Annotated in this window: 22 protein-coding genes; 9 read left to right on the forward strand and 13 right to left on the reverse strand. The window is 31.5% G+C overall.

What is annotated here, in order from left to right; translation table 11 throughout:
• Positions 1-23 precede the first annotated feature (23 nt).
• A complete protein-coding gene (locus Q0873_RS14780) occupies positions 24-659 on the forward strand; it encodes an aquaporin (RefSeq protein ID WP_299108683.1) in 636 nt (211 codons plus the stop codon).
• Between the two features lie 12 nt (positions 660-671).
• On the opposite strand, the gene Q0873_RS14785 is transcribed toward Q0873_RS14780, so the two are convergent.
• The 3 genes from Q0873_RS14785 to Q0873_RS14795 are packed head-to-tail and all read right to left on the reverse strand — an operon-like array spanning position 672 to position 2,805.
• Positions 672-1,085 carry a hypothetical protein gene (locus tag Q0873_RS14785; RefSeq protein ID WP_299108685.1) on the reverse strand — a complete coding sequence of 138 codons (414 nt, stop codon included), beginning with the start codon at positions 1,083-1,085 and terminating at the stop codon, positions 672-674.
• A gap of 11 nt (positions 1,086-1,096) precedes the next feature.
• Positions 1,097-1,951 carry a universal stress protein gene (locus tag Q0873_RS14790; protein ID WP_299108687.1) on the reverse strand — a complete coding sequence of 285 codons (855 nt, stop codon included), beginning with the start codon at positions 1,949-1,951 and terminating at the stop codon, positions 1,097-1,099.
• A gap of 5 nt (positions 1,952-1,956) precedes the next feature.
• Positions 1,957-2,805 carry a universal stress protein gene (locus Q0873_RS14795; RefSeq protein WP_299108688.1) on the reverse strand — a complete coding sequence of 283 codons (849 nt, stop codon included), beginning with the start codon at positions 2,803-2,805 and terminating at the stop codon, positions 1,957-1,959.
• A 120-nt stretch (positions 2,806-2,925) separates the two neighbouring features.
• On the opposite strand from Q0873_RS14795, the gene Q0873_RS14800 reads away from it, so the two are divergent.
• Positions 2,926-3,315: a hypothetical protein gene (locus Q0873_RS14800; protein WP_299108689.1), complete on the forward strand. Its 390-nt coding sequence runs from the start codon at positions 2,926-2,928 to the stop codon at positions 3,313-3,315.
• Positions 3,316-3,399: 84 nt separating this feature from the next.
• Here Q0873_RS14800 and Q0873_RS14805 read toward each other — a convergent pair whose 3' ends face one another.
• From Q0873_RS14805 to Q0873_RS14820, 4 genes are all read right to left on the reverse strand, one after another.
• Positions 3,400-3,879 carry an SRPBCC family protein gene (locus Q0873_RS14805; protein WP_299108691.1) on the reverse strand — a complete coding sequence of 160 codons (480 nt, stop codon included), beginning with the start codon at positions 3,877-3,879 and terminating at the stop codon, positions 3,400-3,402.
• A 53-nt stretch (positions 3,880-3,932) separates the two neighbouring features.
• Positions 3,933-4,484 (reverse strand): TetR/AcrR family transcriptional regulator, encoded by a 552-nt coding sequence (locus Q0873_RS14810; protein ID WP_299108692.1) that lies wholly within the window; start codon positions 4,482-4,484, stop codon positions 3,933-3,935.
• Between the two features lie 81 nt (positions 4,485-4,565).
• Entirely contained in the window at positions 4,566-5,804 is a 1,239-nt protein-coding gene (locus tag Q0873_RS14815) for a DUF1343 domain-containing protein (RefSeq protein ID WP_299108693.1), read from the reverse strand.
• Positions 5,791-6,390 carry a GNAT family N-acetyltransferase gene (locus tag Q0873_RS14820; RefSeq protein ID WP_299108694.1) on the reverse strand — a complete coding sequence of 200 codons (600 nt, stop codon included), beginning with the start codon at positions 6,388-6,390 and terminating at the stop codon, positions 5,791-5,793. Before Q0873_RS14820 ends, Q0873_RS14815 begins: the two co-directional genes overlap by 14 nt.
• A gap of 59 nt (positions 6,391-6,449) precedes the next feature.
• Between Q0873_RS14820 and Q0873_RS14825 the strand changes: the two genes are divergently transcribed.
• Entirely contained in the window at positions 6,450-7,685 is a 1,236-nt protein-coding gene (locus Q0873_RS14825; RefSeq protein ID WP_299108695.1) for an FtsX-like permease family protein, read from the forward strand.
• Positions 7,686-7,707: 22 nt separating this feature from the next.
• Positions 7,708-9,066: a pyridoxal-phosphate dependent enzyme gene (locus Q0873_RS14830; RefSeq protein ID WP_299108860.1), complete on the forward strand. Its 1,359-nt coding sequence runs from the start codon at positions 7,708-7,710 to the stop codon at positions 9,064-9,066.
• Positions 9,067-9,342: 276 nt separating this feature from the next.
• Here the strand turns inward: Q0873_RS14830 and lipA are convergent, their stop codons facing one another.
• The 5 genes from lipA to Q0873_RS14855 are packed head-to-tail and all read right to left on the reverse strand — an operon-like array spanning position 9,343 to position 13,410.
• On the reverse strand, positions 9,343-10,212 hold the full coding sequence (gene lipA / locus Q0873_RS14835; protein ID WP_299108696.1) for a lipoyl synthase: 870 nt from the start codon (positions 10,210-10,212) through the stop codon (positions 9,343-9,345).
• A gap of 39 nt (positions 10,213-10,251) precedes the next feature.
• Positions 10,252-11,475 carry an Nramp family divalent metal transporter gene (locus Q0873_RS14840; RefSeq protein ID WP_299108698.1) on the reverse strand — a complete coding sequence of 408 codons (1,224 nt, stop codon included), beginning with the start codon at positions 11,473-11,475 and terminating at the stop codon, positions 10,252-10,254.
• A 59-nt stretch (positions 11,476-11,534) separates the two neighbouring features.
• The gene (locus Q0873_RS14845; RefSeq protein ID WP_299108699.1) at positions 11,535-12,098 is read right to left on the reverse strand and encodes a sigma-70 family RNA polymerase sigma factor; all 564 of its coding nucleotides are present in this window, start codon (positions 12,096-12,098) and stop codon (positions 11,535-11,537) included.
• Positions 12,095-13,195 carry a glycosyltransferase gene (locus Q0873_RS14850; protein ID WP_299108700.1) on the reverse strand — a complete coding sequence of 367 codons (1,101 nt, stop codon included), beginning with the start codon at positions 13,193-13,195 and terminating at the stop codon, positions 12,095-12,097. Before Q0873_RS14850 ends, Q0873_RS14845 begins: the two co-directional genes overlap by 4 nt.
• Positions 13,196-13,203: 8 nt before the next feature.
• Entirely contained in the window at positions 13,204-13,410 is a 207-nt protein-coding gene (locus Q0873_RS14855; protein ID WP_299108701.1) for a membrane or secreted protein, read from the reverse strand.
• Positions 13,411-13,519: 109 nt separating this feature from the next.
• Here Q0873_RS14855 and aqpZ point away from each other — a divergent pair, with 109 nt between their 5' ends.
• From aqpZ to Q0873_RS14880, 5 genes are all read left to right on the forward strand, one after another.
• A complete protein-coding gene (aqpZ, locus tag Q0873_RS14860) occupies positions 13,520-14,206 on the forward strand; it encodes an aquaporin Z (protein WP_299108703.1) in 687 nt (228 codons plus the stop codon).
• Positions 14,207-14,305: 99 nt separating this feature from the next.
• A complete protein-coding gene (locus tag Q0873_RS14865; protein ID WP_299108706.1) occupies positions 14,306-15,625 on the forward strand; it encodes a sulfatase-like hydrolase/transferase in 1,320 nt (439 codons plus the stop codon).
• A 5-nt stretch (positions 15,626-15,630) separates the two neighbouring features.
• A complete protein-coding gene (locus Q0873_RS14870; RefSeq protein ID WP_299108708.1) occupies positions 15,631-16,392 on the forward strand; it encodes a YHYH protein in 762 nt (253 codons plus the stop codon).
• Positions 16,392-16,985: a hypothetical protein gene (locus Q0873_RS14875; RefSeq protein WP_299108713.1), complete on the forward strand. Its 594-nt coding sequence runs from the start codon at positions 16,392-16,394 to the stop codon at positions 16,983-16,985. The genes Q0873_RS14870 and Q0873_RS14875 overlap by 1 nt, the downstream gene beginning before the upstream one ends.
• Positions 16,969-17,619 carry an SCO family protein gene (locus tag Q0873_RS14880; protein WP_299108717.1) on the forward strand — a complete coding sequence of 217 codons (651 nt, stop codon included), beginning with the start codon at positions 16,969-16,971 and terminating at the stop codon, positions 17,617-17,619. The genes Q0873_RS14875 and Q0873_RS14880 overlap by 17 nt, the downstream gene beginning before the upstream one ends.
• A 237-nt stretch (positions 17,620-17,856) precedes the next feature.
• Here Q0873_RS14880 and Q0873_RS14885 read toward each other — a convergent pair whose 3' ends face one another.
• Positions 17,857-18,711 (reverse strand): hypothetical protein, encoded by an 855-nt coding sequence (locus tag Q0873_RS14885; protein WP_299108723.1) that lies wholly within the window; start codon positions 18,709-18,711, stop codon positions 17,857-17,859.
• Positions 18,712-18,947: the final 236 nt, after the last annotated feature.

Genomic DNA, 18,947 nt, shown 5'->3' on the forward strand with positions numbered 1-18,947 from the left:
ACCTTTTTTATTAAAACTAATTAATGAAAAAATATATATCGGAATTTATAGGAACTTTTGCGCTAGTTTTTTGTGGAACAGGAGCGGTTGTGGTTAATTCATTATCAAACGGAAGTCTTGGTTTATTAGGAATATCTGCAGTATTTGGAATTATGGTTGCAGCAATGATATATGCTTTTGGTTCTAGTTCAGGAGCACATATAAATCCAGCGGTAACTATTGGTTTGTTTGTAGGTAATTTAATGCCTAGAAAAGAAGCCTTCAGATATGTTTTGGCTCAAATAGGAGGAGCTATTTTGGCAAGTGGGTTGTTATCTATAATGTTTCCTGGATCAAACACATTGGGAGAAACCTTGCCTAATGGTGGAATTGTTCCTTCAATGGTATTGGAGATGATATTAACTTTCTTTTTAATGTTAACTATTTTAAGTTTTTCAAATAATAAAGAACAAGCTCATTTGGCTGGTGCAATTATAGGAATGTTGGTAGTAGGAATTATTTTGATTGCAGGGCCTATATCGGGTGGTTCTTTTAATCCAGCACGAAGCATAGCCCCTGCATTAATTAGTGGAGATTTAAGTGGATTGTGGCTATATATACTAGCTCCCATAACGGGAAGCTCTTTGGCTATTGTTTTATGGAACTTTTTAAAAACTTAAATCTTACTTAGATTAGTTGAATTCATTTTTAAAAAAATCTCTAACCAAAGCTTTTACTTGATTGTTGGTCATACTGTCTACATTTCGAACTCCTTTTACTTTGGCGTCTATGTCTTTATATGAAACTTCTAGTTCTTTTTTAAACTTTTCAAAAGTTTCAGCAGGACCAAAAATGGCCAATGCATTGGCATCTTTTACTTTAAGGGCTAAATCTTTAAAGAAGTTTTTAGTTTGATTTTTTTCTCTTTCTAAATATTTACTGTCTTGTACTACATCTTGAGGTCCGCCTTTAAAGCGAGTTCCAGAACCACCACGTACATGAAAGTTTTCAATATTAGAAAGTACTTTTTCCATATGTTCGTTGTTGTTTTCTAAGGTTACAATGAATGCCTTTTCCTTGTCTAACCAAATGCCTATATTTTTCATCTTTGTAAGTTTTAATTTTTTAAATCATGTAATACTAACACAGGTACTTTAAGTTTGTACCCTATCTTTTTTACCAATGGTTGTGAAAAAACACTTCCAAAAAAAGCATGCTTTCTATTTATAAAAGCAATCATATCACTGTCTCTACTTTCTACAAAACATTTTAATGCCGTAGCTATAGTAGCAGAAGAGAGTGTGTGAAACGTATGATGAATACTGTCAAAATACTCTCGTAGCATCTTTTTGTGCTCTTCCTGGTTGGGCTCTAGTTTTTCTTCCTCGGTAGCATGTAAAATTTTTAAAGAAGCATTACACTTTCGTACAATGTCAATTAAATATGTAAGCTCTTTTCGTTTGTATTGTGTTTTGTAATCGGTTGGAAATACAATTTCCTTAGGAAGTTCTTGTTTGGCTTCATTGGGAACTACTAATACAGGACAATTACGAACCTTTTCCATAATTTCAACAGCACAGCTTCCAAAAACAGAAGTTTGACTGTCGGTAACCCCTTTGGTTCCCATGATAACCAATTCAATATCCTTCTCTTCAACAATTTCTAAAACTCCTTTTAAGAGCGGCTTATTTAAAGTGATGTATTGAAAACTATGGTAAGGGTTTTCATCTTCTTTAAATTGAATAATTTTAGCAATACGCTCTAAACCATCAGTAGACTTTTGATAAGGGATATCATACCCCTTTTCCCCAGATTTAGGGGGAATAATATCCTCAATGATATTATAAGTTGTTTTAAAAACATTGAGTACGAAAAAATCGCATCGGTCGGTCTTATAAAGCTCTAAAGCATACATGATGGCATTGAGCGAGGTTTTAGAAAAATCGGTTAATAATAATATCTTTTTTTTCATGACTTTTATTTTTTACTTGGAATTACTAGGAAGGGTAATTTTAAATGAAAGCCAATTTTGTTAATGATAGGTTTGAAAAACACATTATCGAAAAACGAATTTTTGTTATTCATCATTGCAATTAAATCGGTTGGGTTTTTGCTTAAGAAAGTATCAACAGCTTTTGGAATTTCTTCATTAGGGGTATATAAAAAAGTACTGTCTATATCTTTTATAAATGACTTTAATCGAAGTCTGTTTTTATCTTCAGCATCTGTCAATTCTTTAAAGTTCTTTGCTAAAACATGTAATACATTTATTTCAGCATTGTATAACTTAACCAAATTGATTATTGGATCTATATGGTAGGGTAAGTAAAATAATTGATAATCTGTAGGAAACAGTATTTTTTGAAATTTGGAAAATTTAAAGTTTTCAGGAACGGCTATTGTAGGACATTCAATATCATTAATCACCCTCATGGTATTGGTTCCTAGCATGGTCTCAATAGCTCCTGTAGCACCTTGAGTACCCATGACAATTAAATCAATGGGCTTTTCTGAAACGATGTTTCTTATTTCAGAAATTAACATGTTTAAGGAACTAATAGTTTCTATATGATGTTTCTCATTTGAAAAATCTTGAGATATTTTACGTGCTATGTATGCTAAGTTTTTAAGCGAAGACTCTTTTAATGCATCTGTTACACCTGTATACGGAACACTTGAAGGCATATAATTCATATGGTATATACTAGGCATATAAGTATTTAAGATATAAAAAGTACATTCTTGATTCTTAAATAGGTTCAATGCATACTGAATTGCATTCCAAGAGTTTTCTGAAAAATCGGTAGGTAATAAAACCGTCTTCATAATTATTGATTTTAACTAGTTTAAAGTTAGATAGATAACTTGTTTATTTTCATGATTTTTGTCATGTTACAGAAGAAGAGTTTGTTGTAAATTTGTTAGTGGAGGTTAAAACTATTCGTTATGGCAACTCAAAATCATTCTTTAAACTTTTTAAGTAGTATTGCTCAATTTGTATATGTAGTAATAGCCGTTGACGGCACTGTTAGGGAAGAAGAAGAGCGAAAGCTGTTGGAGTTGTTTGATACAATATGGAAAGCTCCAAAAATCTTTACCGATTCAGAAATTGAACATATTATTAGGATGTACCTTCAATTTAAAAAGGAAGAGAGCTCTACAGAATTGTGTTTTGAGAATTTTATTGAGTTTAAGAACAACAATGAAAGTCTGTTTTCTGACGAAATTAAAAGTATACTTTGGGAAACAGCTTGTGTTGTTACTTCAGAAGTGAACAATAAAAATAAATCTGAATTAATCTTTTTGGTAAAGTTAGAACGGGAGTTGAAGAAATAGTATTGATTGCTTGAGACTATCAGAGAATAAGGTTGATAAGTAAAGTCATTCTCTGATAGCTAAAAGATGGTATTATTTGAAGAACTATTGCAGTAAAGCATCAAGTTCTTTTTGTTTCCTTGCGGAAGGCTTGCCTGTTTCTACAAAAGTAACAAGGTCATCAAGTATTCCTGGATATATTTTCTTTAGTTGAGCTTTCATAGGAATTTGTAAAAGCGTTCCTATAACGGGCATTACATGTATACAAGGTCCCAAACTTATTAGTGTTTTGGTTTCTGAAACCTTCTTTAATTGCCAAGTACTAGTTACTGACTTTACAAAAAAGGGTAGACCTTTTACTGAAAATTCAAGTATATAGTTGTCATTATCAATTTTGGTAATTTTATCCATTAATCTTCCGCTTTCTGTTTGACACACTCGATCAAAATCCTCGGTTAGAGTTCTTTTTCTACAATGCGTTGTTCCATAAGCCCATTTATGACCTGAGTAAAAATCATCAATTACAAAGCTCCATACTTCGTCAATAGGTTTGTTAATTTCTCGCTTAAATTTTAAATCAATCATATGTATATATTTTTATGGAGTGAATGTTCATTCCAATTTATGGTTAAAAAAAATTACTCTTTAATAGCGTCCCAAACCATTTGAATTTGGTTTGTAAAAGACGTTCGTTTATTTGTTGATTTAAGATGATACCATCTTAAATACGAAGAAACCGTACCACCAATAAACATAAGTAGTTCGTCTATTGGAATGTTTTTAATAATACGACTTTGTTGCCCACTTTTTAATAAGGTAGCTACCATTGCTACTGATGTTCCTCCTTTTTGTTTATTTTCCTCTGTAATGATAGGAGAGGCCTGTAATTGTTCTAAAAACATAAAGTAAGAAGGGCGCTCAATAAAAAAGTTGATCAATACAGTAATGTAGTTTTCAAACTGTGTTTTAATTGGTCCATTGGTATCTACTTCTAAAAATAACGATTCTTCCTTTTCTTTGATGCGGATATAAATTTCATTAATCAGCACATCTTTATTAGGGAAGTAATTATAAATGGTACCCATACCAGTACCTGCAGCCTTTGCTATAGCAGACATAGGTGTATTATGAACTCCTTTTGAAATAAGTAGTTCTAAAGCAGCAGTAAGTATGGATTCTTTTTTGTTCATGAGGCAAATATAGAAGTTTTGGAATGATTATTCCGAAAAGAAAGGGTGATTTTTTATTTAGAATAGAAAACGAAGTAAAGTCTACTTATAAATCAAATATTTTGCGCGTGTTTTTTTAAACGCTTCTAAGTCTGACTTCCAAGAGTTTTTGATTTCTTTTTCGCTCAATCCTTGCTCTATTTGTTGCTGTAGTTTTTTGGTTCCAGCCAGTTTGGTGAAAAAAGCATTAAAGAATTTTTCTTTTGCTGATGTTTGCTGATAAGCCTTCAATAACCAACCTAAATTCAAATGGGCTAATTCATCTGTTTCTGTTAAATTTTCTCCATAGCAAACTTCATTCTTATGCTTCGGGTATTTAGCACCTTCATTTGGTTGAGGTGTAAAGCTATAATCAAAATCTTTTAAGAAAGGTGATCCGTAAATTTGAAATTGTGTATTTGTTCCTCTTCCTGCGGAAACATTAGTCCCCTCAAAAAAGCAAAGACTTGGATACAAGTTGATAGAAGCATCGTTTGGTAGGTTAGGGGAAGGTTTTATAGGCAAGCTATATTGATACTCATGTGTGTAGCCCTCAATAGGAACTATGGTTAAATCACATTGTGCTTTATCTTTTAACCATTGTTCTCCATTAATCATTTGTCCGTATTCACCAATGGTCATTCCATAGACCACAGGAACTGGGTGCATTCCAACAAAGCTAGTATGTTCAGTTTCTAAAACGGGTCCGTCAATATAATGTCCATTCGGATTTGGGCGATCTAAAACAATTACCGGAATATTCGCTTCTGCACAAGCTTCCATCACATAATGTAAGGTAGAAATATAGGTGTAAAAACGAGCTCCTACATCTTGAATATCAAAAACTACCACATCAATTCCTTCTAATTGTGCTTGAGAAGGTTTCTTATTTTTTCCATATAAAGAAACAATAGGAAGTTTGGTTTTGGTGTCAATTCCATCTACCACAACTTCACCGGCATCTGCTTTTCCACGAAAACCATGTTCAGGAGCAAATACTTTTTGTACGTTTATATTTCCATAGTTATGTAAATAATCTACCAAATGATGTGCTACTAGTTTAGATCCCATTACATTCGGACTCACTTCTGCACGTTGTAATACATGAATAATAGAAGTTTGATTGGCAACGATAGCAATGTTTTTACCTTTAAGTTTATTTAAATATAAATTGGTTCTATCTGCTCCAACTTTAAATGTAGTTGGTTGCTTTTCAACTTTTTTAATGGTTGATTTTTGTGATTGTGCACATGCAGTTAGTTGAAAACAAAAAAGTAAGAATGCTATTTTAAATAATTTCATTGGTAAAATCTTTTCTTAAAAAATATAATGGATACCCTAAATCTATTGTCTCGCTAAAAATATAAAAACCAAATTTCTTATAAAGCTTTAAATTCGATTTTGTAGTGGTTTCTAAAATACAAGGTAATTTATTAGTGCTATGCTTATTGAAAACCTCATAAATTAACCGAACCCCAGCTCCTTTTCCTTGATAATCTTTCTGTACCCCCATAATTAAGGGATGTATATGATCTTGTTTGAGATGGTGTTTTTTCAATTGATGCTCTCTTTTCAAAACTTTATATACACGAATTAGGCCAATTGTTTTATAAGCAAGTTTAAAATCTCTAAGAATACTTTTAAAAGTTACTTTTTCCTTATGAGGATAATGTAAAAGGATACAAGCCTTTTTATTGTTGGAAATATAGATTTCTCCTGAATTAATAGTTTTTAGGAATAAATATTCCATTAGAAACCGTAAACGTTTATTTCTATGGATGTCTTGTTTTACAACAAAATTAATCGAATTCGGAAAATTAATGTCAACAAAAGCATTGTATAAGATATCAACAACGAGTTCTTTCTCTTTAATTGAAGCTTTAATCATTTATTAGCATATGTTTAAGATAGAATTAATACTTTTGATACTGTATAAAACTATAACTTTTGAATTACGAGTTATTTATCGCCAAGCGTATTATTGCTGGCAAAGAATATAAAAATAGTATATCATCACCAATAATAAAAATTGCTATTACGGCTATAACATTGGGTATTGCCATTATGTTAGTAGCGGTGTCTATTGGTACAGGGTTTCAGAAAAAGATTAGAGATAAAATGTCGGGGTTTAAAGGTCATATTCAAATATTGAATTATGACAATAACAATTCTGATTTATCAACAGTTCCCATAAGTAAAACACAAGAATTTTATCCAGAGTTTAAAAACATTGAAGGCATAAAAAGTGTACAGGTTTTTGCCAATGTAGCTGGAATTATAAGAACACAGACAGATTTTGAAGGAATTGTTTTAAAAGGGGTTTCTACAGATTATGATTTTTCTTTTTTTAATGAATATTTAAAGGAAGGAAGACTTCCAAACTTTGAAGAAAAAAGAAATAGAGAAATACTTATTTCTAAGACCATTGCCAATCGTCTACATTTAAACCTCAATGATACCATTCAGGCATTATTTTATGCCGAAAATAGTAAAACTAAATTCAAAACACGTAAACCTGTAATTGTAGGTATCTATGATACCGGTTTTGAACAGTTTGATAAATCGATACTCATTGGAGATATTAGAGAAGTTCAAAGAATAAAACGTTGGAGCGAAGATCAAATAGGCGGGTTTGAAGTGCTGATAGATGATTTTGATCAACTAAAAGATAAAGGAAATGAAATTTATAGTAGTATAGGAGCGACTTTAAATAGTATTACTATTGTTGATAATTATCCGTTAATTTTTGAATGGTTTGAACTTATTAATAACAATGTTTGGTTTATTATAGCAATAATGATTTTAATAGCTGGAATAAATATGATTACCGCCTTGTTAGTACTTATTCTAGAAAGAGTGCAAATGGTGGGTATATTAAAAGCATTAGGAAGTAATAATTGGGGGATAAGAAAGATATTTTTATTCAATGCTTCTTACTTAATATTAAAAGGACTTTTATGGGGGAATCTAATAGGAATAAGTATTGTGTTGATTCAAAAATATTTTAAAATAATACAATTAAATCCTGAGACTTATTATGTGTCTACGGTACCTGTAGAACTTAATATTTGGATGATTCTATTCCTAAATTTAGGGACCTTAGTTTTGTGTTTTTTAATGCTGATAATCCCTTCCTATATCATAACTAAAATTCACCCTTCCAAGTCTATCAGATTTGCTTAAATTTGCAGCTCAAAATAAGATGATGAAATACGCAAAAAATATATTAGAAACTATTGGTAATACACCTTTAGTTCAATTAAATTCGGTTACTAAAGAAGTTGATGCTTTAGTATTAGCAAAAGTAGAAACGTTTAACCCAGGAAACTCTGTAAAAGACAGAATGGCCTTAAAAATGATAGAAGATGCAGAAGCAGATGGTCGTTTAAAGCCAGGAGGAACTATTATTGAAGGTACTTCTGGAAATACAGGAATGGGATTAGCGTTAGCAGCGATTGTAAAAGGATACAAGTGTATTTTTGTTATTTCTGATAAGCAGTCTAAAGAGAAAATGGATATCCTTCGTGCAGTAGGAGCAGAGGTAGTTGTTTGTCCTACGAATGTAGAACCAGATGATCCACGTTCTTATTATTCTGTATCTAAACGTTTAGGAGAAGAAACACCAAACTCTTGGTATGTAAACCAATATGATAATCCGTCGAATGCAGTTGCACATTATGAGCAAACAGGACCAGAAATTTGGGAGCAAACTGAAGGTAAGATTACACATTTTGTAGTTGGAGTAGGTACAGGAGGAACGATCTCTGGTACTGCTAAATATTTAAAAGAAAAGAATCCAAATATTAAAATTTGGGGAGTAGATACCTATGGTTCTGTCTTTAAAAAATACCATGAAACAGGAATTTTCGACGAGAACGAAATCTATCCATATATAACAGAAGGTATTGGAGAAGATATCTTACCTAAGAATGTAGACTTTTCTTTAATTGATGGGTTTACAAAAGTAACGGATAAGGATGCTGCAGTATATACTCGTAAAATTGCAAAGGAAGAGGGAATTTTTGTAGGAAACTCTGCCGGATCTGCAATTAAAGGTTTGTTACAATTAAAGAACGAATTTAAGAAAGATGATGTTGTTGTAGTTCTTTTCCATGATCATGGAAGTAGATATGTTGGAAAGATGTTTAATGATGATTGGATGCGTGATAGAGGTTTCTTAGAAGAAGAGGTTACGACTGCAGAAGATTTAATCAAAGACCATATAGATAAGCCATTAGTATCAGTTCAAACAGAAGAATTAGTATCACATGCAATTGAGCGTATGAGAGCGTTTAAAATTTCTCAAATTCCAGTAAAAGATATTAATGGGTTTGTAGGTTCTGTTGATGAAGCAGCTTTATTAAGAAGCTTTTTAGAGGATAAAAATATTGCAGATAAACCAATTAAAGATGTTATGGGGGCTGCATATCCTATGGTGAGTAAAACAGCTTCTATAGAGGAAGTTTCTAAATTAATAACTAAAGATAATCAAGCAGTATTGGTTGATTTAGAAAATGGAAAGCACCATATCGTTACAAAATATGATATCATTAGTGCTATTTAATTAGAAATCGCACATACATATATAAAAGTCAAAAGCCCACTCAAATTGAGTGGGCTTTTGTTAATCAACTAATTCAAATAATTTACACAATGAAAACAATACTTGTTTACGGTATTGTTAATTTCAAATTCTGTGCCAAAATTACGAATTAACCTAATATATTGTATACTAGTGTTTAAGAATTTACAATTTTTTAACAGTATAAAGGAGTTAGGTTAAAGAAAATATAACAAAACTGCCTTTTATTAAGAAAAAATTAATAAAAAAGTTAAATTTTTAACTAGCGTGCTTATGTGCTTTGTATGAAGAACGAACTAATGCCCCACTTTCAACATACATAAAGCCCATTTCAAGTCCTAAAGTTTCATATTTTTTGAACTGTTCTGGCGTGATAAACTCTTTTACCGGTAAATGTTTTTTAGTTGGTTGAAGATATTGACCAATAGTAATAACATCCAAACCTACATTTCGTAAGTCTTTCATCGTTTGTATAACTTCATCTTCTGTTTCACCTAAACCAAGCATAATTCCTGATTTGGTTCTCATACCATTATCTTTTAAGTATTTTAAAACACCTAAACTTCTATCGTACTTTGCTTGTATACGAACTTCACGAGTTAAACGACGAACCGTTTCCATATTGTGAGAAACAACTTCAGGAGCTACCTCTATAATTCGATCTATTAATTTTTCGTTTCCTTGAAAATCTGGAATTAATGTTTCTAAAGTAGTATTAGGGTTTGCTCTTCTAACTGCGTTTACCGTTTCTGCCCATATAATAGATCCACCATCTTTTAAATCGTCTCTATCTACAGAAGTTAAAACAGCATGTTTAATATTCATTAACTTAATAGAACGTGCCACTTTTTCAGGCTCATCCCATTCTACTGTTTCAGGTCTTCCTGTTTTTACTCCACAGAAACCACAAGAACGTGTACAAATGTTTCCTAAAATCATAAAAGTAGCTGTTCCTTCTCCCCAGCATTCTCCCATATTCGGACAACTACCACTAGTACAAATAGTATTTAATTTGTATTTATCTACTAAACCTCTAAGTTCAGTATATTTTTTACCTACAGGTAACTTCACCCTAAGCCATTTAGGTTTTTTAGTTCTTTCAGGTAATGTAACAGGTTGTTTAGTCATTTGTTTCAAAATTGAACTGCAAATTTACGAAGAAAAGATTTACAAATTGATTAAAAACCAAATACTAAAACCAATTAGAAAAATAATTCCGGTAATACTTAAAACCTTAAGTGGCATAGAAGGTCTGTATTTCTCGGGAGTATGCTTTCCTGAAATTAGCATATAGTTTAAAATGGCATAAAAAGGAGCTGTTAAAAAAGATAATATAGTAGCAACTCTTACTAAGAATCCCATATCAGCTAAGAAGTATTTTAAAATGACATAAGTTCCTATAGCTAAAAATAAAATCCAAAACCAATATCCTAATTTAAATTTACCTCGTTTAAATAATAATTCAGAGGCTTTGGTCATAGCTCTTGGAGAAGCATCTAGAGTAGTTAAAGTAGTACTAAACATAGTAGTAAAGGCAGCTATTCCAATAACAATGTGCGAAAAATCTCCTAAGTTTTTAGTGTATAGTTTAATAAGTTGAGAAGCGAAAATAGATCCTTTATTAGAAAAGGACTCTCCAGATTGATACATTACTAAAGCTCCTAACATAACAAAACAAACCCCTAAAAAAAGTGTCCCTAAATACCCTACATTAAAATCAAAAACAGCTTGTTTCGGTTTAATATTTTCTAAAGTAGCTTTGTTCTTTTCTACCGACCATAATGAATGCCATATAGAAATATCTAAAGGAGCAGGCATCCAACCTAAAAACGCAATTAGAAACGTAATTTGCGCAGTACCAGAAGGTAAAATTTGTTGATAGCTAAAACCTTTGTCAGTTGTAAAAAGGGCGATATTAACAGCAACTAAGGTACTAATGGTTAATGCAATGATAATATACTTCATTACATTATCTAACAGTTTGTATTTTCCAATTCCTAAAATAAGAATGCTAATTACCGTAATTATTAATGACCACTGTACTAAGTCATTTGTAATATTAAATAAATAAGAAGCTAAGCTCGCAGTAACAATAGTAACCGCAGCTTGTATGGTAAACATAGTGGCAAAATTGAGCAAGTAGTATATGGTTAAAAAGTGCTTGCCTAATTTTTTATATCCATCTAGTAAAGTTTCACCTGTAGCAGCTGCGTAGCGAGGACCGTATTGAAAAAAGGGATATTTAAAAATATGTACGATTAATAAAGCCCAAAGAAGACCAAAACCATAATCGGCACCAGCTCGTGTAGACTGGACTAAATGAGAAACTCCAATTGCTGCACCAGCAAACAACAATCCAGGACCTAATAATGTTAATAAGCTTTTCTTCATGAAAGGGGATATAAGAGAAATTTATAAACAAGATTCCTTTTGCGAATCAATTCCGCAATTTATGATTTTTTAATAATCTCTGCTAATAATTTTTTAGCTCTCAGTAATTTAACCTTAACATTATTAATAGGTTCGTCAATTTTCTCAGCAATTTCCTTATAACTTAATTCCTGAAAAAACCTCAAATTTATTACTTCTTGATACTTTGGTTTTAATTGTTTGATATCACGAAGAAGCTTTGCTAAGTTTTGTTCGGTAATAATTTTATCTTCTGGAGATGGAGCGTCATCAATTACCTTATAAGCTTCTTTCTCTTGATCTTTTGAAGTCTCAATTGTAATAGAAGATTTCTTTTTACGTAAAAAATCAATATGAATATTTTTCGCTATGGTAAGTAACCAAGTTTTAAACTGATATTCTTCATTAAAGGTTTTAATCTTATCAAAAGCCTTGGAAAAAGTTTGAATAGTAATATCCTCAGCATCATTTTCATTTTGTGTCTTTTGAAGCAAAAAAGCATACACGCTTCCCCAAAATGAATCTAATAAAAAATTAAAAGCAATTTGATTGCCTTGTTTGGCAAGTTTGATTTGAGTGCGTAATTTTTCTTGGTCTATTTTCAAAGCGAAGGTTTCGAAATTCTATTTTTTATAAATATACTAATTTGTAATAACAATAAGAAAGCTTCTAAAAGAGGTAAAAAGTATATTAGGTTTTTCTCTTTTAGTTTTATTGATGACTTACCAACCACAATAAATCTAAATAATAAGTATACAAGAATAAAAGGTAATGAAAATTGCCAGTTAAGAAAAAGGAGTGTAGTTGAAACTCCATAAAAAACGATTTTAGAAAAGAATAGAATATTTAATAAAAATCGATGTTTGAATTTATAATATTTACTATTAAAAGTTTCTAACTCTAAGGTTTTAAACCAACTTAAAAAAGAAGAAGGAAGTTCAGACGAAACAAAACTGTTAGGAATAGTAGTAATAACTGTATTTTTCTTAGTACCTGCTTCTTTCACAAACAAGTCGCTATGCTTAGCATTTATTTTCAAGTGATTTATATATCCTTTTACAGCAAAAAAGCTACTTTTTTTATAGGCAAAGTTTTGCTCACTAGTATAATATGGACTTCCATATTTAGCAAAAGAAAGAGAAACCACATGTTTAAGTAGGTGTTCAAAACGTACTAATAAACCTAAAAAAGATAATTTAGACGTATGAAACTTCGTGTAGCCAATAACAATGTCTTTAGTATCACTAAATTTAGAAGCCATTGTGGCAAGCCAATTGTCAGAAATAGGTCTAGAATTAACTTCTGTAAATACCAAATGTTCATGAGTTGCTGCTTTAACACCTAAGGTTAGAGCATATTTTTTGTTTCCCCAAAAGGCCTCCGTATTTTCAACATTTACAACCTTTAGGTAGGTGTATTCTTTTTGTAAATCTTCTAAAGTAAAAGTAGTATCGTCAAAAGAAGCATTGTTAACCACTACTACTTCAAAATTAGGATAGTTCTGATTCAGTATTTTTATAAGGTTCTTCTTTAACTCTGCATCATTGTTCTTCGTATAAACAATAATAGAAATTGGCTTGTTTGCAGGTGCGTTTGATACTTTTTCTTTACTAAAACAAAAAGCAAGGAAATACAAATGATAAATAATCTGTACAGCAAATACAGCTACTAAAATGTAGAAAAGTACAGTTGTTAATGTCATAGAATTAATTAACTAGCATGCTGTGAATCAGAACAAGTATCGAATTGATCTGGGGTTTTTCCACAAAAACCACATGCTTCTCCTTCTTTGTTTAACATCGGGTTTTGACTTGCACAAGTACCTGCAAATTCTCCATCTTTTTTAGCCCAAATTTTAATCGCTATTCCAGCAAAAGCAATAGCTAATAACCCGATTGTAACAAAAAGTAATTTCATAAAAGTAATATTGAGTTGCAAAGATACGCTATTATTTGAAAAAGGAAGAATGTGACATTTTAAAAAACAAGGTGTCTTAATTATTGTTAACTAATTTAAAATTTATATTATGAAAAAATATGTAGCGGAATTATTTGGAACATTTTGGCTTGTTTTTGGAGGATGTGGAAGCGCGATTTTTGCAGCAGCTTTTCCTGAATTGGGTATTGGATTCACAGGAGTAGCATTAGCATTTGGTTTAACCGTTTTGACAATGGCATATGCGGTAGGACATATTTCAGGTGGACATTTTAATCCTGCAGTGTCTTTAGGATTATGGGCAGGGGGTAAATTCTCAGCTAAAGAGTTGGTTCCCTACATTATTTCACAATTAATGGGAGCAATATTAGCGGCAGCTATGTTGTTTATTATTGTAACAGATAAAGTTGGATTTGAATCTATTGGAGGGTTTGCAGCGAATGGATATGGAGAGCTATCTCCTGGAGGATACGGTTTAATGGCAGCTTTTATTGTTGAGTTTTTGCTAACATTATTTTTCTTAATTATTATTTTAGGAAGTACCAATGAAAGAGCACCAAAAGGGTTTGCGCCAATAGCTATTGGATTAGGATTAACTTTGATACATCTAATAAGTATACCAGTTACAAATACTTCGGTAAACCCTGCAAGATCTATGAGTCAGGCATTGTTTGCAGGAGGAGAATACTTAACACAATCATGGTTGTTTTGGATTGCTCCAATAGCAGGAGCAATAGTTGCAGGTTTATTACATAAAACCTTTTTTGATAAAAAATAAATAGCAGTTTTAATTCTGTAAAAAGGCATTTCTTTTAAGAAATGTCTTTTTTATTTTAAACCTTTTGTAAAAACTCGGGTCAAAGAAAAAACTATTTATATGAAACTAACATTTAAACCTCTTATTCTTTCGTTAGTAGTTCTGTTGTTTGCTTCATGTGGGAGTGATAGCGCTGGGTTAACAGAAGAAGACACTTCAACACCAGGACAAAGTACCAAACCCAATGTATTATTAATCATCGCAGATGATATGGGCTTAGATGCTACCCCGGGCTTCAATGTAGGCTCTGTAAAACCTAATATGCCGAATCTTCAAAACATGATTAACTCTGGAGTTCGTTTTACGAATTTATGGTCGTATCCAACTTGTACACCAACCAGATCAAGTATTTTAACAGGTAAGTATGGATTTAGAACCGGAGTTATGAAAGTAGATGATCCTTTACCTACAACAGAAACTTCTTTACAACAATTTTTAGAAGATAAAAATACAGGATATAGCAATGCCGTTATTGGAAAATGGCACCTATCAACAAGTCCATCACACCCAACACAAATGGGAGTTGATTATTATGCAGGTTTGTTAAGTGGTGGAGTAAGAAGTTATTGGGAATGGAATTTTACCCAAAACCAAAGTACTTCAGGATCGAATGAATACACAACTACAAAATTTACTGATTTAGCAATTGACTGGATACAAGGTCAAGATCAGCCTTGGTTCTTATGGTTGGCTTATAATGCTCCGCATACACCATTTCACTTGCCTCCAACGAATTTACATTCTCAAGGAAATTTACCTTCAGATGACGCTAGTATTAGTGCAAATCCATTACCGTATTATTTAGCCATGATTGAAGCTATGGATTCGGAAATTGGTCGATTGCTTGCTTCAATGACACAAGAAGAAAAAGACAATACAATTATTATATTTATAGGAGACAATGGAACACCTGGACAGGTAATTCAAGATTATAGAACAAGAAGAGCTAAAGGAAGTTTATATCAAGGAGGAGTAAATGTACCTATGGTTGTTTCAGGAAAAAATGTAGAAAGGTTCAATCAAACAGAAGATCAATTGTTAAATACTGTTGATTTGTTTGCAACAATATCAGAGATTGCTGGAGCAGGAGTAAATGAAATTAATGACAGTAGAAGTTTTAAAGAATTGTTGACTTCTCCAAGTAATTCTTTAAGTAGAGATTTTGCTTATACAGAACACGGACAATCTATTGGTGATGATGAATATACCATTAGAAATGCAAATTATAAGTATATAATGTTTACAGACGGAAGCGAAGCTTTTTACGATTTAACAAATGATTTTTTCGAAAACACAAACCTGTTAAGCGGAACATTATCTGCAGAAGAACAAGAACAATTAAATAGCCTTAAAGAAACCCTTAATAATTTAAAGCAGTAACTATTATGAAGAACTTTAAAATAACAACTTTATTATTGGCATTGATGGCCATAACATATTCATGTGGATCAAGTGATTCGGAAGGAACGGATGAAGGAACTGTTGATGAAAAAGTGTATGACATTACACCAATTCTTTCGAAACTAGATAATATTGACGCAATTACATATTCTGTGTCTGGAAATACCTTAACAATTCAAACAACTAACTTACCCAATCATAAAAGTCCTTACTGGGGAGTTGGACATGCAATGTATGAAGCTTATAATGGAACCAATCCTAATTGGAATCAAAATCCAGGATCAATTGGAGAACAAAATATGACCTTTAGAATCCCTTTGAATCCATCAGAAGCAGATACAAAATCTTTAACACCAATGGGACCAATTGGAATTGCAAGGAATGGAGTGGTGTTTTTTAATCAGTATGCAGCAGGAGGAGCTCCTTTAACAAATGAGATAAACTCATTTGATCAATATTTAGGACATCCAGCAAATACAAGATATCATTATCATATAAAACCAAAGTTTTTAACAGATACTTTTGGAGAGGATGCTTTTTTAGGGTTACTTTCTGATGGTTTTCCAGTATACGGACCTCTTGAAAATGGGAGTACAATTACAAATGATGATTTAGATGAGTACCATGGACATGTTGGTCCAACGGCAGATTTTCCTGAAGGAATCTATCATTATCATATTACCAACGAAGATCCATATTTAAATGGTAACGGATTTTTTGGAACTCCTGGTTCAGTAGGTGGATAATGTTAAAATTAAAAATCAAATATTTGCTATACATCTTGGTGTTTCTAGTTTCTTGTAATCAAAAAGAAACTAGAAATACTGTAGATACGAATGTACAGGAAAGAAATAGATCAGATAGTCAGTTTAACTTAGATAATGGAGTACTATTTTATAAGGAAGAACCCTATTCAGGAATTGTAAAATCATTTTATAAAACAGGAGAGCTAAAAGCAAAGTCAGTCTATTTTAAAGGAAAAAGAAATGGTTTTTACAATGGCTGGTATGAAAATGGAGATGTGTTTTTTGAACGTTTTTATAAAAATGGATTTAAGTATGGGGAACATAAAGGATGGTATAAAAACGGACAGTTAAGTTTTGTGTACTATTTTAATGAAGTAGGGGAGTATAATGGGGAGATAAAAGAATGGTATGAAAATGGGCAGTTATTAAGAGCATTTAATTATGTCAAAGGAAGGGAAGAAGGAAGTCAAAAAATGTGGCAGTCTAATGGTAAAATTAGAGCAAATTATGTAACCAAAAACGGAGAACGATTTGGCTTAATAGGATTAAAGAAGTGTTATACAATCAATACAGAAAATGAAGTTATTCAGTAAACTACTTATCATAATAGCAGTACTTGTTTCTTGCAAGACAAAAAAAACAGTTGATAAAGAGTTGACCTTGCCATTTTTCAATTCGGCAGAGTTTACTCCAGAGTGGATTCATCAAGAAGATGCAAATTATAATCGTATTCATCAAATACCAGATTTTTCATTAACAAATCAAGAGGGGAAAAAAATAACAAAAGAAACATTTGCAGGTAAAATTTATGTGGCAGATTTTTTCTTTGTAAGCTGTCCAGGGATATGTCCAATTCTTGAAAAGAACATGAGTAAAATTCAAGAGAAGTTTAAAGATGATAAGGATGTGTTGTTACTTTCTCATACAGTAATGCCAACAAAAGATTCTGTTCCTGTTTTAAAGCAATATGCTATAGAGAATGATATAGATTCTAAAAAATGGAATTTGGTAACAGGTGATAAAAAGCAAATTTATGATTTAGCCCGAAAGTCATATTTTGCTGATGAAGACTTTGTTAAAACTCAAGATGAAGAAGCTTTCGTACATACAGAAAACTTTGTTCTTGTAGATAAAAAGGGAAGAATAAGAGGAGTGTATAACGGAACTATAGCGCTCGATACCGAACGCTTAATAAGACATATTGAAATTTTAAAAAAAGAAGGCTAGTTTCTTAATTTTTAATGCCTAATATTTTATTAAATATTCTGACTTCACATTGATAAAACTTCTTGAAATTGATCCAAAATGTATTCATAATTAAATAGTTTTAAATGGTTATTTATTTATAAGTATCTTAAAAATGGAAAATATTACAAGAGTTGAATAAAATATAAAAAACAAAACTGTTTCCTTTTAAAGAAACAGTTTTTCGTTATTAAATATAATTTATAATTAAGTTAATTGTTATTTTAAATTGATAAATTCTTCTTCAGATATTTCACCTGAAGCGATTTTTTGAAGTTCTTCACTAAAAGAAGAAATATATTCATGAACCTTTGCAGATACATATTTAGGTTTTTTAACTTCGGATTTAAGAAGTCCTCCTAAAACGTATTGATCGTAATAGTAGAAGAATGTGCTATCGAAATTCCTATTTGAATAGTTACCGTTTTCAGCGATAAGATACCCTAATCTATAAGCAGACCTTCTTTGAGCAGATGAACCATGACTAGAGTTTACAGGACCAGCCAAAGTTTGTGAAAAAGTATATCCTTGGGCAGCTGTAGTCCAGTTACTAGTATATCTTTTTCTGATATAATAACCTCCAAAGCCGTCAGCTTCTAATTCTGTTGCACTTACATGGCTTCTACTTGGAATACCACTTGTTCTAAATTGCACTTGATGTGCAATTTCATGAGCGGCAACATAAGCAATTGCTGCATTTCCATAGTTATTTGCACTTTGTAAAAGCTCTTCTCCCCAAACTACATATCCTGCACTAAACGAAAGTGCATTAAATGTTTGAGGACCTGCAGCATAGTATAATGGTACATTTCCCATACCAAATAAATCTGCAGCACTATCGTGTTGTCCTTTTAAAAAATTGGTTACTGATTGATTGATAAGATAATTAGCCCAATAAGAGTTAGGACCAAAACCTTGAACGGTTGCATGGTCAGCATCATCCATGTTTAAATTCGATGGAGAGGTTTCGGGGAAATCTAAATTGGATACTTGATTTTCATCAGAAGTACAATTTTGAAATATTAATGAAAAAGAAAGGGCAAAAAGTAATAAAATTGTTTTTGGATTTTTCATAATAAAATTTAGTTTATTATTATATTTAATAACACTGTAATGTTAAAGAAATATTAAATTTTTAAGAAAAATATATTAAAATTAAACAATTATTAAGTATTTGTTAAAATTTTAAGACAATAAGATGTAGTTATACTGAAAACTTCGTTTTATTAATAAGAAGGTAAAATAAAGGTTAATTACTGAATTATTGTAGTAGATATCGGACATTTAATAAGACAAATTGAAATTTTTAA

The organism is uncultured Tenacibaculum sp. (genome assembly GCF_947498805.1).
Lineage (GTDB): Bacteria > Bacteroidota > Bacteroidia > Flavobacteriales > Flavobacteriaceae > Polaribacter.

Bases quoted from the DNA above. Each gene is read 5' to 3' on its own strand.
- Q0873_RS14785 (WP_299108685.1), bottom strand. From the start codon at position 1,085: ATGAAAAATATAGGCATTTGGTTAGACAAGGAAAAGGCATTCATTGTA.
- Q0873_RS14880 (WP_299108717.1), top strand. From the start codon at position 16,969: ATGAAGTTATTCAGTAAACTACTTATCATAATAGCAGTACTTGTTTCT.
- Q0873_RS14805 (WP_299108691.1), bottom strand. From the start codon at position 3,879: ATGATTGATTTAAAATTTAAGCGAGAAATTAACAAACCTATTGACGAA.
- Q0873_RS14840 (WP_299108698.1), bottom strand. From the start codon at position 11,475: ATGAAGAAAAGCTTATTAACATTATTAGGTCCTGGATTGTTGTTTGCT.
- Q0873_RS14820 (WP_299108694.1), bottom strand. From the start codon at position 6,390: ATGATTAAAGCTTCAATTAAAGAGAAAGAACTCGTTGTTGATATCTTA.
- Q0873_RS14800 (WP_299108689.1), top strand. From the start codon at position 2,926: ATGGCAACTCAAAATCATTCTTTAAACTTTTTAAGTAGTATTGCTCAA.
- Q0873_RS14855 (WP_299108701.1), bottom strand. From the start codon at position 13,410: ATGAAATTACTTTTTGTTACAATCGGGTTATTAGCTATTGCTTTTGCT.
- Q0873_RS14865 (WP_299108706.1), top strand. From the start codon at position 14,306: ATGAAACTAACATTTAAACCTCTTATTCTTTCGTTAGTAGTTCTGTTG.
- Q0873_RS14875 (WP_299108713.1), top strand. From the start codon at position 16,392: ATGTTAAAATTAAAAATCAAATATTTGCTATACATCTTGGTGTTTCTA.
- Q0873_RS14790 (WP_299108687.1), bottom strand. From the start codon at position 1,951: ATGAAAAAAAAGATATTATTATTAACCGATTTTTCTAAAACCTCGCTC.
- Q0873_RS14850 (WP_299108700.1), bottom strand. From the start codon at position 13,195: ATGACATTAACAACTGTACTTTTCTACATTTTAGTAGCTGTATTTGCT.
- Q0873_RS14885 (WP_299108723.1), bottom strand. From the start codon at position 18,711: ATGAAAAATCCAAAAACAATTTTATTACTTTTTGCCCTTTCTTTTTCA.
- Q0873_RS14870 (WP_299108708.1), top strand. From the start codon at position 15,631: ATGAAGAACTTTAAAATAACAACTTTATTATTGGCATTGATGGCCATA.
- Q0873_RS14810 (WP_299108692.1), bottom strand. From the start codon at position 4,484: ATGAACAAAAAAGAATCCATACTTACTGCTGCTTTAGAACTACTTATT.
- Q0873_RS14815 (WP_299108693.1), bottom strand. From the start codon at position 5,804: ATGAAATTATTTAAAATAGCATTCTTACTTTTTTGTTTTCAACTAACT.
- aqpZ (WP_299108703.1), top strand. From the start codon at position 13,520: ATGAAAAAATATGTAGCGGAATTATTTGGAACATTTTGGCTTGTTTTT.
- Q0873_RS14795 (WP_299108688.1), bottom strand. From the start codon at position 2,805: ATGAAGACGGTTTTATTACCTACCGATTTTTCAGAAAACTCTTGGAAT.
- lipA (WP_299108696.1), bottom strand. From the start codon at position 10,212: ATGACTAAACAACCTGTTACATTACCTGAAAGAACTAAAAAACCTAAA.
- Q0873_RS14780 (WP_299108683.1), top strand. From the start codon at position 24: ATGAAAAAATATATATCGGAATTTATAGGAACTTTTGCGCTAGTTTTT.
- Q0873_RS14830 (WP_299108860.1), top strand. From the start codon at position 7,708: ATGAAATACGCAAAAAATATATTAGAAACTATTGGTAATACACCTTTA.